Origin of the sequence: Saccharothrix sp. 6-C (assembly GCF_016695385.1) — a bacterium.
GTDB lineage: Bacteria > Actinomycetota > Actinomycetes > Mycobacteriales > Pseudonocardiaceae > Actinosynnema > Actinosynnema texasense.
Genome location: NZ_CP064192.1, coordinates 5,170,838 through 5,186,601 on the forward strand (window position 1 = coordinate 5,170,838; position 15,764 = coordinate 5,186,601).

The 15,764-nt window shown below is 71.9% G+C and carries 14 protein-coding genes and 1 pseudogene; 12 read left to right on the plus strand and 3 right to left on the minus strand.

Translation table 11 applies throughout. The features are described from left to right. Nucleotides 1–97 precede the first annotated feature (97 nt). On the plus strand, nucleotides 98–1,747 hold the full coding sequence (locus tag IOD16_RS21585; protein WP_201435881.1) for a PucR family transcriptional regulator: 1,650 nt from the start codon (nucleotides 98–100) through the stop codon (nucleotides 1,745–1,747). Here IOD16_RS21585 and IOD16_RS21590 read toward each other — a convergent pair. Then, the gene (locus tag IOD16_RS21590; protein ID WP_201435882.1) at nucleotides 1,744–2,193 is read right to left on the minus strand and encodes a hypothetical protein; all 450 of its coding nucleotides are present in this window, start codon (nucleotides 2,191–2,193) and stop codon (nucleotides 1,744–1,746) included. The two genes, IOD16_RS21585 and IOD16_RS21590, sit on opposite strands and share 4 nt — an antisense overlap. A 135-nt stretch (nucleotides 2,194–2,328) precedes the next feature. Here IOD16_RS21590 and IOD16_RS21595 point away from each other — a divergent pair, with 135 nt between their 5' ends. Beyond that, the gene (locus IOD16_RS21595) at nucleotides 2,329–4,380 is read left to right on the plus strand and encodes an ATP-binding protein (RefSeq protein WP_201435883.1); all 2,052 of its coding nucleotides are present in this window, start codon (nucleotides 2,329–2,331) and stop codon (nucleotides 4,378–4,380) included. A 129-nt stretch (nucleotides 4,381–4,509) separates the two neighbouring features. Here the strand turns inward: IOD16_RS21595 and IOD16_RS21600 are convergent, their stop codons facing one another. After that, nucleotides 4,510–5,955 (minus strand): S1 family peptidase, encoded by a 1,446-nt coding sequence (locus tag IOD16_RS21600; protein ID WP_201435884.1) that lies wholly within the window; start codon nucleotides 5,953–5,955, stop codon nucleotides 4,510–4,512. A gap of 237 nt (nucleotides 5,956–6,192) precedes the next feature. Then, complete coding sequence (locus IOD16_RS21605) at nucleotides 6,193–7,167, minus strand: LysR family transcriptional regulator (RefSeq protein ID WP_123747272.1); 975 nt, start codon at nucleotides 7,165–7,167, stop codon at nucleotides 6,193–6,195. Between the two features lie 232 nt (nucleotides 7,168–7,399). Between IOD16_RS21605 and IOD16_RS21610 the strand changes: the two genes are divergently transcribed. The 10 genes and pseudogenes from IOD16_RS21610 to IOD16_RS21645 all read left to right on the plus strand — a co-directional run bounded on the left by IOD16_RS21610 (nucleotide 7,400) and on the right by IOD16_RS21645 (nucleotide 15,530). Next, on the plus strand, nucleotides 7,400–8,902 hold the full coding sequence (locus IOD16_RS21610; protein WP_201435885.1) for an NCS1 family nucleobase:cation symporter-1: 1,503 nt from the start codon (nucleotides 7,400–7,402) through the stop codon (nucleotides 8,900–8,902). Continuing rightward, nucleotides 8,899–9,741, plus strand: coding sequence for a nitrilase-related carbon-nitrogen hydrolase (locus IOD16_RS21615; protein ID WP_201435886.1), 843 nt, complete (start codon nucleotides 8,899–8,901; stop codon nucleotides 9,739–9,741). The genes IOD16_RS21610 and IOD16_RS21615 overlap by 4 nt, the downstream gene beginning before the upstream one ends. Further along, complete coding sequence (gene hydA, locus IOD16_RS21620; RefSeq protein ID WP_123747269.1) at nucleotides 9,738–11,123, plus strand: dihydropyrimidinase; 1,386 nt, start codon at nucleotides 9,738–9,740, stop codon at nucleotides 11,121–11,123. The genes IOD16_RS21615 and hydA overlap by 4 nt, the downstream gene beginning before the upstream one ends. 9 nt (nucleotides 11,124–11,132) lie before the next feature. Further along, nucleotides 11,133–12,125 (plus strand): TIGR03842 family LLM class F420-dependent oxidoreductase, encoded by a 993-nt coding sequence (locus tag IOD16_RS21625; protein ID WP_201435887.1) that lies wholly within the window; start codon nucleotides 11,133–11,135, stop codon nucleotides 12,123–12,125. A gap of 103 nt (nucleotides 12,126–12,228) precedes the next feature. After that, nucleotides 12,229–12,417, plus strand: a pseudogene (locus tag IOD16_RS41535) (hypothetical protein); the annotation flags it as partial. A gap of 33 nt (nucleotides 12,418–12,450) precedes the next feature. Continuing rightward, nucleotides 12,451–12,771 carry a transposase gene (locus IOD16_RS40500; RefSeq protein ID WP_236594267.1) on the plus strand — a complete coding sequence of 107 codons (321 nt, stop codon included), beginning with the start codon at nucleotides 12,451–12,453 and terminating at the stop codon, nucleotides 12,769–12,771. Further along, a complete protein-coding gene (locus IOD16_RS21630) occupies nucleotides 12,768–13,622 on the plus strand; it encodes an IS3 family transposase (protein WP_236594268.1) in 855 nt (284 codons plus the stop codon). Before IOD16_RS40500 ends, IOD16_RS21630 begins: the two co-directional genes overlap by 4 nt. A gap of 82 nt (nucleotides 13,623–13,704) precedes the next feature. After that, nucleotides 13,705–14,562, plus strand: coding sequence for a DUF4082 domain-containing protein (locus IOD16_RS21635; RefSeq protein ID WP_201435888.1), 858 nt, complete (start codon nucleotides 13,705–13,707; stop codon nucleotides 14,560–14,562). Nucleotides 14,563–14,619: 57 nt separating this feature from the next. Beyond that, nucleotides 14,620–15,138 carry a DUF4240 domain-containing protein gene (locus IOD16_RS21640; protein WP_201435889.1) on the plus strand — a complete coding sequence of 173 codons (519 nt, stop codon included), beginning with the start codon at nucleotides 14,620–14,622 and terminating at the stop codon, nucleotides 15,136–15,138. 17 nt (nucleotides 15,139–15,155) lie between these two features. Continuing rightward, entirely contained in the window at nucleotides 15,156–15,530 is a 375-nt protein-coding gene (locus tag IOD16_RS21645; protein WP_123747266.1) for a PH domain-containing protein, read from the plus strand. Nucleotides 15,531–15,764: the final 234 nt, after the last annotated feature.

Here is a 15,764-nt window from a genome sequence, read left to right on the forward strand (position 1 = left end):
CGGTCGTAGGTCCCTCCAGAGGAGTCTGGTCGGCGGTGCGGAGGGCCGCCATGCACAACCTGTACCCCTTTCCGGGCCGGCGGATTACGTTGTGTCCATGTACCCCACGGTCGCCGAAGCGCTGGCCCTGCCCGTGGTCCGGCGCGGCGGGCCCGCCGTGGTGGCGGGCGCGGCCGGGATGGGCCGCCGGGTGCGGTGGGTGCACGTCGCCGAGGTCGCCGACATCGCACAGCTGCTGCGCGGCGGCGAGCTGGTGCTGACCACCGGCATCGCGCTGCCCGACGACCCGGACGGGCTGCGCCGCTACGTCGCCGACCTCGCGGCGGTGGGCGCGTCCGGGCTGGTCGTCGAGCTGGTGCGGCGGTGGAGCGACGAGGTGCCGGGCGCGTTGGTCGCCGCCGCCGAGCAGCACGAGCTGCCGCTGGTCACGTTGGCGCGGGAGACGCGGTTCGTGTCGGTGACCGAGGCCGTGGTGTCGCTGATCGTGGACGCGCAGCTCGCCGAGCTGCGGGCGGCCGAGCAGGTGCACGAGGCGTTCACCGCGTTGACCGTGGCCGGGGCCGAGCCCGCCGAGGTGCTGCGCGAGGTGGCGCGGACGGCCGGGCTGCCGGTGGTGCTGGAGACGTTGGGGCACGAGGTGCTGGCCTACGACGCGGCCGGTCACGACCCGACCGCGCTGCTGGCCGACTGGGGCCAGCGGTCACGCGCGGTGGCCGTGCCGGAGCGGACCGCGTACCACGAGCAGGCCGGGTGGCTGGTGACGGTGGTCGGCGCGCGGGGCGCGGACTGGGGGCGGCTGGTGCTGCTCTCGCCCGAGCAGCCGCCGCACCGGCACGTCGTGGTGGCCGAACGCGCGGCGTCGGCGTTGGCCGTGCACCGGCTGGTGGCGCGGGACCGGGAGTCGTTGGAGCGGCAGACGCACCGGACGCTGCTCACCCAGCTGCTCGGGCAGCCGCCGCACGACCTGCCGGCGCGGGCGGCGGCGCTGGGGGTGCCGCTGGAGCGGCGGCAGCTCGTCGGGGTGGCGATCCGGCCGGGCACGGCGAGCGTGCCCGCGCAGGCGTTGGCCTCGCAGGAGGTGCTGCGGGACTTGGCGGAGGCGACGGCGTTGGCGGCCCGGCGGGTGACCGTGCCCGCGCTCGTCGGTGTCGTGGACGACACGAGTGTGCGGGCGCTGCTGTCGTTGCCGCCGCAGGCGGGGTTGGACGGGGTGCTGCGGCGGTTGGCGCGGGAGGTGCACCGGCGGGCCGCGTCGACGCAGCACGCGTTGCCCGTGGTGGTGGCCGTCGGCACGACCGTGACCGCGGTGCCGGACGTGCGGCGGTCGTTGGGCGAGGCCGCGCACGTGGCGGGTGCGGCGCTGCGGTCGCCGGGGACCAGGCTCTACCACCGGCTGGACGACGTGCGGTTGCGCGGGCTGCTGCACCTGCTGCGCGAGGACGAGCGGGTGGTCGCGTTCGCGGACCGCGAGCTGGGGGCGCTGCTGTCGCGTGACGCCAACCAGGGCACCCGGCTGGTGGAGCTGCTGCGGTGCTTCTGCGAGCACGGCGGCAACAAGTCCGCCGCGGCCGCCGCCGCGCACCTGTCCCGCACCGCGTACTACCAGCAGTTGAGCCGGATCGAGCAGGTGCTCGGGGTGTCCTTGGAGGACCCGGAGTCCGTGCTCTCGCTGTACGTGGCGCTGTTGGTGCACGAAATGGGCGAGCGGGATCCTCAGCTATCCCGCCCGCCCAGCTCCGCGACTTAGCCGAGCGGCATCGGCACCGGCAGCTTGCCCAGCTCGCCGGCCAGGTCGGGCATCTCGCTCGGACCCGAGACCGGCGGCTTCACCGGCAGCTCCGGCAGCGCGGGCAGGGCACGGGCCTGCGGCGCGAGGAGGTCGCCCACGAACGGCAGCGCGGGCGCGGCCGGCGCCTGGAGCGCGGCCGGCGTGGCCACCGTGGGCGCCGTGACGTCCGACGTGCCGCCGGGCAGCGGCGCGGGCAGCTTCACGGCCTGGCCGCTGAGCAGGTCGGTGACGGGCTTGGTGGCGTCGAGCCCGACCTCGGGGGCGTTGCCGATCTTGGCGATCGTGCCGTCCACGATCTCGGTGGGACCTTCGGCCGCGGACGCGGCGGACGCGAGCAGCGGAGAGGTACCAACGGCGAGCAGTGCGGCGGCACGCAGTAGTCCGCGCGTGCGGTATCCGGACACGGTTTTCCTAACCTGGTTGGGGACCTGCAAGTTGACCTACTCCGCATCGACCACCACACCCCCTCCCCTTGACCGCTCGATCAGGTGACTGACGCTCCGTATCCCCACCCCACCCGATCGGGTCACACTGGTTGCGTGGAGGAGTTACACAACGGGGTGGTCGGACCGGTGCGCGGTCCGGTCGTGCAAGCAGGCGCCATCCACGGCGGCGTCCACGTCCACCCCTCGGCGCCCGCCCCGATCAACCAACTGCCGCCCGCGGTGCCGCACTTCGTCGGCCGCGCGGACGCACTCGACTTCCTGTCCGCGCAGGTCGACCGCCAGTCCACGCTGCTGATCACGTCGATCGGCGGCACCGCGGGCATCGGGAAGACGACCTTGGCCGTGCACTGGGCCCGTCGGGAACGCGACCGGTTCCCCGATGGCCAGCTGTACGTGGACCTGCGGGGCTTCGACCCGCGCGGCCCCATCGACCCGGCCACGGCGGTGCGTGGGTTCCTCGACGCGTTCCAGGTGCCCGAAGAGCACATCCCGGTGGACCTGGCGGCGCAGGTCGCGCTCTACCGGAGCCACGTCGAGGGCAAGCGCATGCTCATCCTGCTGGACAACGCACGCGACCCCGACCAGGTCCGACCGCTCCTGCCGGGGAGCCCCACCTGCGTCGTGCTGGTGACCAGCCGCAGCCGCCTCGGCGGTCTGGTGGCACGCGAGCAGGCCAAGCCGATGGCGTTGGACTTCCTGTCGTCCGACGAGTCCCGTGAGCTGATCTCGACGTACCTGGGCGCGGACCGGGCGCGGGCGGAGCGCCGGGCCGTCGACGAGTTGGTCGAGCGCTGCGCGCGGCTGCCGATCGCGCTGGCCATCGCGGGCAGCCGGGCGGCGACCGAGCCACACCTGGCCGTCGGCGAGCTGGTGACCGAGTTGGCCGAGTTGTCCACGGGGGACGGCCTGGACATCCGCGCCGTCTTCGACTGGTCCTACCGCACGTTGTCAGCGGAGGCAGCGAGGTTGTTCCGCCTCTTGGGCCTGCATCCCGGCGCGGACGTCGGCGTGCCCGCAGCGGCGAGCTTGGTGGGCCTGCCGGCGCCCAGGACGCGGCGTCTGTTGAACGAGCTGATCGGCGCGGCCTTGCTGGAGGTGCGCTCACCCGGCCGCTACCGCCACCACGACCTGCTCCGCGAGTACGCGGCCGAACGCGCGGCGGAGGAGGAGTCGGCGGAGGCCACGCGCGCGGCGATGACCCGGATGCTCGACTGCTACCTCCACGCCAGTTTCGCCGGCGAACGGCAGCTCTACCCGTACCGCGATCCGATCCTCCTCGAACCCGCCCGGCCCGGGGTCCTCCTGCCGGAGGTGTCCGACCTCGGCTCGGCGTGGGACTGGTTCGCCACCGAGCACGGCAACCTGCTGGCAGTGGTGGACCTCGCCGTCCGCGAGGGCTTCACCGGTCACACGTGGCGGCTGCCGTGGGCCCTGTCGTCGTACTTCGGCCGCACCGGCAGGTGGCGCGACTGGGAGGCCACGCAGCTCGAGGCACTGGCCGCGGGCCGGCTGTTGGGCGATCGCGAGATCGAGGCCTTGGCGCTGCGCGTGCTCGGCCGCGTGTACACGCTCAGCGGACGGTACCGGGACGCGGTCGACGTGCTGAACCAGGCACTGGCGATCCCCGTCGGCGACGCCGGCCGCGCGCACGCCCACGAGGCGATCAGCCTGGCGCACGAGCGCGGTGGCGCGATCGGAGACGCGTACTCCCACGCCCGACGGGCGGTCGCCCTCGCCGACGCCTCCGGGCACCGCTCGCGCAGGGTCAACGCCCGCATCCAGCTCGGTCGGGCGCTCGTGGGCGTGGGCGACCTCGACGAAGCACGCGACCGCTTCCACCAGGTGATCGACATGATGGCGGGCTCCGGCGACCTGATCAGCTACGTGGACGCCACCGAGGGGTTGGCGCGCGTCCAGCACCGCCTCGGCGACTTCGACGGCGCGGTGACGCGGTTCGAGCACGCGCTGGAGTGCCTCCGCGACTTCGGTGACCACTGGTCACGGGCGTACACGCTGTGCCGCCTCGGCGACTCGCACGCGGCGCGCGGACGGCACGGCGACGCCCGCCGCGCCTGGCAGGAGTCGTGGGACCTGTTCACCAGGATCGGCCACCCCGAAGCGGATGCGGTGCGCGGGCGATGGTGAGAGCCCCGCGGGTCCGGGGTTGCCGGAACCCGCGGGGCCGCCCGCCCCCGATGGCGGATCTCGGGCCGTGCGGGACCGTGTCGGGGAGACGTAAGGGCGACACGGTCCCGCAGCGGCTTTCCCCCGGGGCTAGGGGTTCGTGACCCCGAGCGTGTAGCTGCCGGAGCCGCTGTAGGCGTGCACGCGGTAGCGGTAGTAGCCGGGTGTGCCGTTGTAGTTGACCGTCTCGCTCGCGGCGGGGGTGTCGGCCTTGGCCACGACCGCCCAGGAGCTGCCGTTCCACTTCTGGAGGTAGAGGTCGAAGTCGGCGCCGGCCGGGCCGGCCAGGCAGCCGACGTGCGCGCCCGACACCGTGGACTGGTAGTAGCCGTTGTCCGGCTGGTAGGCCTGCCCGCCGGTGGCCAGGGAGCCGTTGTACGTGGTCTCCGAGCCCTGGCAGCCGGTCGGCGGGTTCGGGTCGCCGCCGCCACCGGTGACCAGGGTCAGGCCGTAGGCCTGGAGGATCTCGTTGACCGGCTGGAAGTAGGTGGTGCCGCCGGACGAGCAGTTGCCCGAGCCGCCGGACGTGACGCCCTGCGCCTGCGTGCCCGCCACCAGCGAGCCGCCCGAGTCGCCCGGCTCCGCGCACACCGTGGTCTGGATCAGGCCGGTCACCGTGCCCTGCGGGTAGGTCACCGACGAGTTGCGCGCCTGGATCGTGCCGCAGTGCCAGCCCGTGGTGGACCCGGAGCGGCACACGGTGGAGCCGACCGGCGCGTCCTGCGAGCCCGCGACCGACACCGTGCCACCGGCGTAGTTGTTGACCAGGCCGCGCGGGGTGTTGCCCGCCGCGACCTGCACCCACGCGTAGTCGTTGCCGGGGAAGCTCGACCCGCGGAACGTGCCGCTCGGGTTGGCCGTCGACGCGCCGGTGGAGCCGCAGTGCCCGGCGGTGACGAAACCGCCGTTGACGGAGAAGCCGACCGAGCAGCGGGTGCCGCTGCCGATGGTGTAGGCGTTGCCGCCGATCACGTCGACCAGCGGGCGGGGCGCCTCGGTGGTGGCGGCGTACCGGACGGCCGACGTGCCGACGCCGGACGCCGCGGCGAACGCGCGGGCGGCGGCGAGTCCGCCGGGCTCGGACTTGACCACGACGGTGTTGGTGGGCAGGTCGACGTACCAGCCGGGCACGGACTTCGGCGCGCGCGCCACGTTCGCGTCCAGCGCGGACTTCACCGCGTCCAGGTCGCGCTCGCTGCGCTGGACGAGCTTGGTCCGCACACCGCCCTGATCCACGTCGGACGCGCGGGTCACGCCGACGGTGAGCGTGCCGGACGAGTCGATCCACGCGCCGCCGAACCGGCCGTCCAGCCGCTTGCGCAGGCCGCGCGCGGTGTCGGCGGAGCGCTCGTCGGCGGCCAGCCGGGCGCGTGCCTGGTCGGCGTCCAGGCCGAGGTCGCGCTGGAGGGCCGACAGCACGGGCGCGGGCAGGGCCTCGGCGTCCCGGCCCGGCGCGGCCTGCGCGGCGGCCGGGGTCAGGATTCCCGCCGCGACGAGCGCCGCGGCGAGCGCGATGGGTCTCAACACTGCTGACATGGGGAATTCTCCTCGAGGGAGGGCAGGGATTCCCCGTGAAAGTAGGCCCGCCGGCGCGGTCGCGGTAATACCGCTCAGGTCATAAGGCGCGGTGATGGCCGCCCTCACAGGGTGGTTCGGATCGGCGACGACCCGCGGCCGGGTGGACGGCCGGACGGGTCGTCAGCGGGTGTTCGGGCCGTGCGCCGAGGGTGACGGCGTGCGTCGGGATCGAGGGCGTGCGGCGAGGGCGTGCGGTCAGACCAGGGCCCTGGGCGGCACCGCGCCGTACTCCGGGTGCTCGGGCAGCCAGCCCGCGTAGCGCGGGTTGCGCTCGGCGGTCTCCCGGTAGGCCTCGGCGGCGTACCGGAGCACCTGCGGGCCGAACGCGGCCCCCGGTCCCTCCGGGTCCCAGCCGATCAGGTGCCGCCACCGCAGCGGCGCGCCCGCCAGCGGCATCGCGACCAGGCCCGGCGTGCGGCGGAACGTGGGCTGGCACAGCGCGACCGCGTCGCCGGACGCGGCCAGGTCGATGCAGCTGTTGATGTCGACCTCGTACATGGTGCGCGGGGTGAAGCCGGCCCGGCTGCACGCGGCCACGAAGCAGTCGCCGAAGCACCCGTCGCCCGGTGTCACGGCCCACTGCATGTCCTTCAGCGCGCCCAGCTCCACCTCCGCCAGCACGGTGAGCGGGTGGTCCTCGGGCATCAGCACGAACACCGGGTCGACCGCGATCACGTGCCAGGTCAGCCCGTGCTCCGACGGTGGCGGCGCGTCACCGCACACGCCGACCAGCACGTAGTCCAACCGGCCGGCGGCGACCATGGCCGACAGCTCGCGGCCGGACCACGACACCTGCGTGGAGACGTGCGCGCCGGGGTGCGCCTCGGTCAGCCGGTGCACCAGCCCGCCGAGCATCGGTCCGTTCACCGCGCCGACCCGGTAGCGGTCGCCGGGCACGGTGTCGTCCAGCAGGCGGGTGGCGTCCTCCTGCAACCGGGAGAACGCGGGCAGCAGCACGCGCGCCCGTTCCAGCACCAGCTCGCCGAGCACGGTCGGCCGGGCGCCCCGGTGGTCGCGCTCGAACAGCTTGCCGCCGAGCAGGCCTTCGATCCGGTGCAGTTGGGCCGTGAGGGCGGGTTGCGCCAGGCCTAAGAGGGAGGACGCCTTCGACAGGCTGCCCGCGTCCGCGATCGCGCAGACGACCCGCAGGTGCCGCAGTTCGAGCTTCATCCGTCGGACGTTAGGTCACCGCTCACCCGCCAGTCGAGGGCCGGCCGGGGCCACCCGCACCGGCCCGGACCAGCGGCTTGAGTGGCAATGGACAGAGTGTGCCCTGATCATGGCAAGCGTGGACACTTTGCCACTGCCGACGCGCACGGGTCGACCGGAGGATGCCGGGATGGAATTCGCGCCGAACCGCCCGCACGAAGGGTGTTCCACGAGCGTAACAGGGAAGTGACCGATGGCCCTTGACTCCGCAACCCAGGTCACAACCGATCCCGACGGCCGGGTCGAGCTGCGTGATCATTCCGCGATCGCGGACAGCCCGCACTACAACGCCGACCTGGCGCCGGTGCCGCTGGAGCGGCGCACCTGGTCCACGTACAACTTCTTCGCGCTGTGGATGGGCATGGCGCACAACATCCCCAGCTACACGCTGGCCGCGTCGCTGGTGGCGTTGGGGATGGACTGGGTGCAGGCGTTCCTGACCATCACCCTGGGCAACCTGATCGTGCTGGTCCCGATGCTGCTCAACAGCCACGCGGGCACGAAGTACGGCATCCCGTTCCCGGTGTTCGCCCGCGCGTTCTACGGCATCAGGGGCGCGAACCTGGTGGCGCTGCTGCGGGCGTTCATCGCGTGCGCGTGGTTCGGCATCCAGACGTGGGTCGGCGGCAAGGCGCTGCACGTGATCGTGGGCCGGTTGGCCGGCGACGGGTGGGCGCACGCGCCGGTCGTGCTGGGCCAGGTGTGGACGCTGTGGCTGTGCTTCCTGGTGTTCTGGGTGGTGCAGATGCTGATCATCTGGCGGGGCATGGAGGCGATCCGCCGGTTCGAGAACTGGACCGCGCCGCTGGTCAGCGTCGGCTTCCTGGTCCTGCTCGGCTACGTGGCGGTGAAGGCGGGCGGTTTCGGCCCGATCCTGTCGGAGCCGTCGAAGCTCGGCTGGGGCGCGGACTTCTGGAAGGTGTTCTTCCCGTCGCTGATGGGCATGATCGCGTTCTGGTCGACGCTGTCGCTGAACATGCCGGACTTCACCCGGTTCGGCGGCAGCCAGCGCAAGCAGGTCGTCGGTCAGCTCCTCGGCCTGCCCACCACCATGTCGTTCATCGCCATCGTGGCGATCCTGACCACCTCCGGGGCGATGGCGCTCTACGGCGAGGCGATCTGGGACCCGGCGGAGCTGGCGAGCCGGTTCGACAGCACGGCGGTGGTGCTGGTGGCGCTGGTGGCGCTGGTGCTGGCGACGGTCTCGGCGAACCTCGCGGCGAACGTGGTGAGCCCGTCCTACGACTTCTCCAACGCGTTCCCGAAGAAGATCACCTTCGCGGTCGGCGGCCTGGTCACCGGCGTGATCGGCATCCTGATCCAGCCGTGGCGGCTGATCTCCGACCCGGGCATCTACATCTTCGCCTGGCTCGGCTTCTACGGCGGCCTGCTGGCGTCCGTGGCCGGTGTGTTCGTGGCCGGCTACTGGGTGCTGGCGAAGACGCGGCTGGAGCTGCCGGACCTGTACCTGGCCGGGCGGGGCGCGTACTGGTTCAAGGCGGGCTGGAACTGGCGGGCGGTCGTCGCCACGCTGGTGGGCTCGGTGCTCGCGGTCGGCGGCGCGTACAACGGGCCGTTCCCGGCCGACGGCCTGATCCCGTTCCTCAAACCGCTCTACGACTACAACTGGGTCGTCGGCCTGGTCGGCGGCATGCTCGTCTACCTGGCGCTGGCGCCACGGAGGGAGAACGCGTGAGCAACATCATCCGTGCTGGTCTGGTGCAGCAGAAGTGGACCGGCGACAAGGAGTCGATGATCGCGAACGCGGTCGAGGCGGTCCGGTCCGCCGCGTCGCGGGGCGCGCAGGTGGTGTGCCTGCAGGAGTTGTTCTACGGGCCGTACTTCTGCCAGGTGCAGGACGCGGACTACTACTCCTACACCGAGGGCATCCCCGACGGCCCGACCACCGAGCTGATGTGCGAGCTGGCCGGGCAGCTCGGCGTGGTGCTCGTCGTGCCGATGTACGAGGAGGAGCAGCCCGGGATCTACTACAACACCGCCGCCGTGATCGACGCGGACGGCACCTACCTCGGCAAGCACCGCAAGAACCACATCCCGCAGGTCAAGGGGTTCTGGGAGAAGTTCTACTTCAAGCCGGGCAACCTCGGCTACCCCGTCTTCGACACCGCCGTCGGCAAGGTCGGCGTCTACATCTGCTACGAGCGGCACTTCCCGGAGGGCTGGCGGGCGCTCGGGCTCAACGGCGCGCAGATCGTGTTCAACCCGTCGGCGACCAGCCGCGGCCTGTCGGAGTACCTGTGGCGGCTGGAGCAGACCGCGGCGGCCGTGGCGAACGAGTACTACGTCGGCACGATCAACCGGGTGGGCGTGGAACCGCTGGGCGACAACGAGTTCTACGGCCAGTCGTACTTCGCCGACCCGCGCGGGCAGCTCGTGGGCGAGGCGGCCTCCGACACGGAGGAGGAGATCGTGGTCCGCGACCTGGACATGGACCTGCTCGCCGAGGTGCGCGACCTGTGGGCGTTCTACCGCGACCGCCGGCCCGACACCTACGAGGGCCTGGTGAAGCCGTGAGCACCCTCGTCAAGGGCGGCACGGTGGTGAACGCCACCGGCTCGTTCGCGGCCGACGTGCTGGTGGAGGGCGAGAAGATCGCCGCGCTGCTCGCGCCGGGCTTCCCCGTGCGGGCGGACGAGACGATCGACGCCACCGGCAAGTACGTGATCCCCGGCGGCATCGACGGGCACACCCACATGGAGATGCCGTTCGGCGGCACGTTCTCCGCCGACACCTTCGAGACCGGCACGATCGCGGCGGCGTGGGGCGGCACCACCACGATCGTCGACTTCGCCGTGCAGTCCAAGGGCTCCTCGTTGCTGTCCACCCTGGACAAGTGGCACGCCAAGGCGGACGGCCGGTGCGCCGTCGACTACGGGTTCCACATGATCGTCTCCGACGTCACCGACACGTCGTTGAAGGAGATGGAGTCCTGCATCGACGCGGGCGTGAACACGTTCAAGATGTTCATGGCCTACCCCGGTGTCTTCTACGCCACCGACGGCGAGATCCTGCGCGCCATGCAGAAGGCCCGCGAGACCGGCGCGACGATCATGATGCACGCGGAGAACGGCATCGCGATCGACCAGCTGGTCGCGCAAGCGCTCGCGCAGGGCCGCACCGACCCCGTCGAGCACGGCCTGACCAGGCCCGCCGAGCTGGAGGGCGAGGCCACCTCCCGCGCCATCACGCTGGCCAAGGTCACCGGGTCGCCGCTCTACATCGTGCACCTGTCCGCGGCGCAGGCGCTGGACGCGGTGACGAAGGCGCGCGACACCGGGCAGAACGTGTTCGCCGAGACGTGCCCGCAGTACCTGTACCTGTCGCTGGAGGACCTGGCGAAACCGGACTTCGAGGGCTCGAAGTACGTCGCCTCTCCCCCGCTGCGGCCCAAGGAGCACCAGTCGGAGCTGTGGCGCGGCCTGCGCACCAACGACCTGTCGGTGGTGTCGACCGACCACTGCCCGTTCTGCTTCAAGGACCAGAAGGAGCTGGGGCGCGGGGACTTCTCGAAGATCCCGAACGGGATGCCGGGGGTCGAGCACCGGATCGACCTGCTGCACCAGGGCGTGGTGAAGGGTGAGATCACGCTGGAGCGCTGGGTGGAGATCTGCTCCACCACGCCCGCGCGGATGTTCGGCCTGCACCCCCGCAAGGGCGTCATCGCGCCCGGCGCGGACGCCGACGTCGTGGTGTACGACCCGGACGCGCGGCAGGTGATCTCCGCGGCCACGCACCACATGAACGTCGACTACTCCGCGTACGAGGGCATGGAGATCACCGGCAAGGTGGACACGGTGCTCTCGCGCGGCCGGGTGGTCGTGGACGCCGGCGGGTTCCACGGCGCGGCCGGGCACGGGAAGTTCCTGTCCCGCGAGCTGAACCAGTACCTGGTCTAGGGGGCGGACGTGGACTTCGGGGCAGTGCTCCAGACCGACCCGCCCGCGCGGGACGTGGTGGCCCGCATGAAGGCCGCCGAGGACAACGGGTTCCGGTACGGCTGGACGTTCGACTCAGTCGTGCTGTGGCAGGAGCCATTCGTCGTCTACTCGCAGGTGCTGGCGGCGACGAAGGAGCTGGTCGTCGGCCCGATGGTGACCAACCCGAGCACGCGGGACTGGTCGGTGACGGCGTCGCTGTTCGCGACGCTGAACGACATGTTCGGCAACCGCACGGTGTGCGGCATCGGGCGCGGCGACTCCGCCCGGCGGGTGATCGGGCAGCGGCCCGCGTCGCTGGCCACGCTGGGCCGGGCGATGACCGTGATCAAGGACCTGGCCGAGGGCCGGGAGGCCGAGCACCACGGCACGCCGGTGCGCATCCCGTGGGTGCGCGACGGCAAGCTGGAGATGTGGATGGCCGCGTACGGGCCGCGCGCGTTGCGGCTGGTCGGCGAGCAGGCCGACGGGTTCATCCTGCAGACCGCGGACGTCGACATCGCGCGGTGGACGATCGGGGCGGTGCGGGAGGCGGCCGCGGCCGCCGGCCGCGACCCGTCGGCGATCACGATGTGCGTGGCCGCGCCCGCGTACGTCGGCGCGGACCTGCCGCACCAGCGCGACCAGCTGCGCTGGTTCGGCGGGATGGTCGGCAACCACGTGGCCGACCTGGTCGCGCGGTACGGCGACTCGGGCGCGGTGCCCGCCGCGCTGACCGACTACATCAAGGACCGCGAGGGCTACGACTACGCCCACCACGGCAAGGCGGGCAACCGGTCGACCGACTTCGTGCCGGACTCGATCGTCGACCGGTTCTGCCTGCTCGGCCCGGCGTCCGCGCACGTGGACCGGTTGCAGGAGCTCCGGGAGGTCGGCGTGGACAACTTCGCGCTGTACCTGATGCACGACGCGAAGGACGAGACGCTGGCGGCCTACGGCAACGAGGTGATCGGCCGGGTGTGACCCGCCGGCCCCGCGCGGACCCCGGTGGGCCGTCCGCGCGGGGGCCGCTGCGCGGTTCGCGCCGCCGTGTAGCGATCCCCTCACCCGTCGCGATCACCGTCACGTGAACTGGTCCCCGGAAGTTGGACTGGGAATCCAGTTCCGACTTTCGGGGAGCGGTTCGTTGCATCCAGGTAGTTCGTTGTCCGGGCGGCAGCGGGGGTCCGCTGTCGCGTTGTTCGAGGCCGGGTACGGCCCGAAGGCTGTCGCGACCCGGTTGGGTGTGTCGCGGACCGCGATGCGACGCTTGCATGAGCGTTGGAGGCTGCGGAGCGCGGGAGCGCTGATGATGAAGCCGGGCAGGCGGTCGTTCACGTTCGAGTTCAAACTCGGGGTCGTGCGCCGGTTCGTCGACGGTGAGGCGACCGCGATCGAACTGGCACGCGAGCACGACCTGTCCTCGCCCAAACTCGTCGAGAACTGGGTTCGGGCGTATCGGCGTGACGGCGGGGAAGCGCTGCGGCCCAAGCCGAAAGGCCGGCCCGCGGCACCGCCGGCACCGGAACAGGATGAGCTGGAACGCCTGCGGCAGGAGAACCTGCGGCTGTCGGCGAAGGTGGCCTATCTGGAAAAACTGCGGGCCTTGAGGGCGCAGGGGCGAGGATGAAAACCCAGGTCATCGCCACCCTCAAGGCCGACTACCCGCTGGCGGTGCTGCTGGAGGCCGCCGGTCTGGCCCGGTCGACGTTCTTCCACCACCAGGCCCGGCAGGCCCGACCCGACCCGCACGCCGACCTCAAGACCGCGATCACACAGGTGTTCGACCGGGCTCGCGGCCGCTACGGACATCGACGGGTCCACGCCGTGCTGACCGGACAGGGCCGGCGGGTGGCCAAGAAGACCGTGCTGAAATTGATGAACACCCTCGGCCTGGTCTGCAAGGTGCGGCGCCGCCGCCGGTACCGGTCCTGGCGGGGACAGGTCGGCACGATCGCCCCGAACACGCTGGACCGCCGGTTCACCGCGTCCGCGCCGGACACGAAGTGGGTCACCGACGTGACCGAGTTCCGCATCGGGGACCGCAAGGTCTACCTGTCACCGGTCATCGACCTGTTCGACCGGTCCGTCATCGCCTACACCCACGGCCCGGCCTCGACGCTGGAGCTGACGAACTCCTCGCTGCGCGGGGCCATCGCCACCCTGCCCGCCGGAGCCACACCCCTGGTGCACTCCGACCAGGGCTTCCAGTACCAGCACGCCTCCTGGCGCACCCTGCTCCTCGACGCCGGACTCACCCAGTCGATGTCACGGCGGGCCAACTGCCTCGACAACTCGATCGCCGAGAACTTCTTCGGCCACGTCAAGGAAGAACTGTTCAACCACGACCGCTTCGACACCGTCGAGGAGTTCACCACAGCACTGGACGACTACCTCGACTGGTACAACACCACCCGCGTCTCCACCACGCTCAAGGGCCTGAGCCCGGTCGAATACCGAGCCCAGGCCCTCACGCCCTAACCTTCAGTTAGCCAGTCCAACTTCCGGGGACCAGTTCACACGAGGGGACGCCCCTCGGTCGAACGGAGCGCGAGGAGAACGCATGCGCAAGTTCCTGGTGGTCGCCGCGGCGGCGCTGCTGCTGTCCGCCGGCACGGCCCACGCCGCGGACCGGCCGCCTCAGGCCCACCTCTACACGCCGACCACCGGCGGGCAGGTCGAGGTCGGCGAACCCGTGCTGGTGACCGGCGGCGGGTACGACGGGTACCGCGCCGACACGCTGCAGGACTACCAGGTGTCGGTGGACGGCGGGCAGACCTGGGACTCCGGGTACCGGACGGGCACCGTGCCGCTGGGCGGGGAGAGCGGCGTCACGCAGGCGCTGTGGGCCTACGTGTTCACCCCGCAGGACCCCGGTGTGTACACGATCGTGGGGCGGGTGAACACCGACACCGCGATCGGCGACCCCTCCGCGCCCAGGACGCTGTACGTCGGCGTGCCGGCTCCCACGCCGGGGTTCATCCCGGGTCTGTGCTACCAGTGCGGCTTCCACACCGAGCAGCCGGCGGTTCCCGTGGACGAAGGGCTCCCGCTGGAGCTGGGACTGCGGTTCCGGGTCGACCGGCCCCTCTCCATCACGCACATCTCCACCTGGCGCAACGGCGAGACGCCGTCCGCGGTGCGGTTGTGGCGGGGTGACGGCACGCTGCTGGCGGCCCTGCCGAACGGGGGCGTGTTCCCCACGCCCGTGCCGGTGGAGCCGGGTGTGGAGTACGTCGCCTCGTTCACCTCGCCGCGCGGCCGGTACGCGACGACCGAGGACGTGTTCCCGGCCACGGTCGTCAAGGCGCCGCTCGTCCTGCCCGCGCACGCGGGCGTCTACAGCTACGACGGCGGGTTCCCCACCGAGACCTGGCACGACAGCCACTACTGGGTCAGCCCCCTGTTCCAGGCTCGGTGACCGACGGCGGTCCCCGGCCGGCCGGGGACTGTCGGACCCCGTTGCTACCGTCGCGCCATGATCCTTCCGACCGCTGCCGAAGAGGCCCGCTTCTGGGCGATGCTGGAGAACGCGTGGGCCGGGCTCGGCCCCGGGCCGAACGACCTGCGCCGGGCCCTGGCCAAGCGCGACGTGTCCGCCGAGGTCTTCGAGGAGGCCGCGGAGCTGGAGGAGCACCTGGACACCGTGCTGGTGGCGCTGGCGTCGGCGTGCGAGGGGCTGTCCGCCGAGGAGCTGACCGCGCTGGACCGGGTGGCCGAGCGCAAGCTGCACGAGATCGACCGGGCCGACGTCCAGGAGGTCACCGACGGCTCGGACGACGGCTTCCTCTACGCCCGCGGTTTCATCCTCGCCCTCGGCCAGGAGTTCTACGAGGCCGTGGCCCGTGACCCGCGCGTGGCGGTGCAGGACGCCGAGTGCGAGGCGTTCTGCTACTTCTTCGCCCACCTGCACGCCGCGAGGTTCGGGGATCACCCGGAGACGGGGTCGGGGATCTCCCGGGAATCGGCCTCCAACCCGGCGGGGTGGCCGCGGTAGCCGGTACCGTCGAACGCGTGATCGACTTCGAGAAGCAGTCAGTCTTCAAGCTGGCGCCGTGCCGGCCCGAGGACATCGCGTCGCAGGTGTCGCCGATCCTGATCCAGGGCGAGCAGATCGTGTCGAGCTTCAAGACGGTGCGCGACTTCGTGGTGTTCACCACCAAGCGGGTGATCGCGGTGAACGTCCAGGGCATGACGGGCCGCAAGAAGGACTTCACGTCGCTGCCCTACAGCCGGGTGCAGGCGTTCTCCATCGAGACCGCGGGCACGTTCGACATGGACGCCGAGCTCGACCTGTGGTTCAGCGGCCTGGGCCAGGTGCGGCTGGAGTTCAAGGGCCACGCCGACGTGCGGCTGCTCGGGCAGATGATCGCGACGTTCATCCTCTAGGCGCCGGGGTCTGCGCGCCGGGGTCTGCGCGCCGTCGCCCAGGCTGCCCGCCCGCCGGCCCCACGCCCACACCGCGCCGTCAGGCGTGCGTGCGGGCGTGCGGGCGTGCCGTACCAGCTGTCGATCGCCGTCGACCCGATCGGGCCGGTGACCTGGACCAGGGGTCACGGACCGGCAACCGGGTCCCGGCCAGGCGCAGGGCCCTCCGGCGCCGAGCGCGCCCCGGCGGTCGTC

What these genes read in the sequence shown, in the direction of transcription:
- IOD16_RS21610 (WP_201435885.1), top strand. Translation starts at nt 7,400, where the DNA reads ATGGCCCTTGACTCCGCAACCCAGGTCACAACCGATCCCGACGGCCGG.
- IOD16_RS21600 (WP_201435884.1), bottom strand. Translation starts at nt 5,955, where the DNA reads ATGTCAGCAGTGTTGAGACCCATCGCGCTCGCCGCGGCGCTCGTCGCG.
- IOD16_RS21605 (WP_123747272.1), bottom strand. Translation starts at nt 7,167, where the DNA reads ATGAAGCTCGAACTGCGGCACCTGCGGGTCGTCTGCGCGATCGCGGAC.
- IOD16_RS21640 (WP_201435889.1), top strand. Translation starts at nt 14,620, where the DNA reads ATGATCCTTCCGACCGCTGCCGAAGAGGCCCGCTTCTGGGCGATGCTG.
- IOD16_RS40500 (WP_236594267.1), top strand. Translation starts at nt 12,451, where the DNA reads ATGATGAAGCCGGGCAGGCGGTCGTTCACGTTCGAGTTCAAACTCGGG.
- IOD16_RS21635 (WP_201435888.1), top strand. Translation starts at nt 13,705, where the DNA reads ATGCGCAAGTTCCTGGTGGTCGCCGCGGCGGCGCTGCTGCTGTCCGCC.
- IOD16_RS21585 (WP_201435881.1), top strand. Translation starts at nt 98, where the DNA reads ATGTACCCCACGGTCGCCGAAGCGCTGGCCCTGCCCGTGGTCCGGCGC.
- IOD16_RS21630 (WP_236594268.1), top strand. Translation starts at nt 12,768, where the DNA reads ATGAAAACCCAGGTCATCGCCACCCTCAAGGCCGACTACCCGCTGGCG.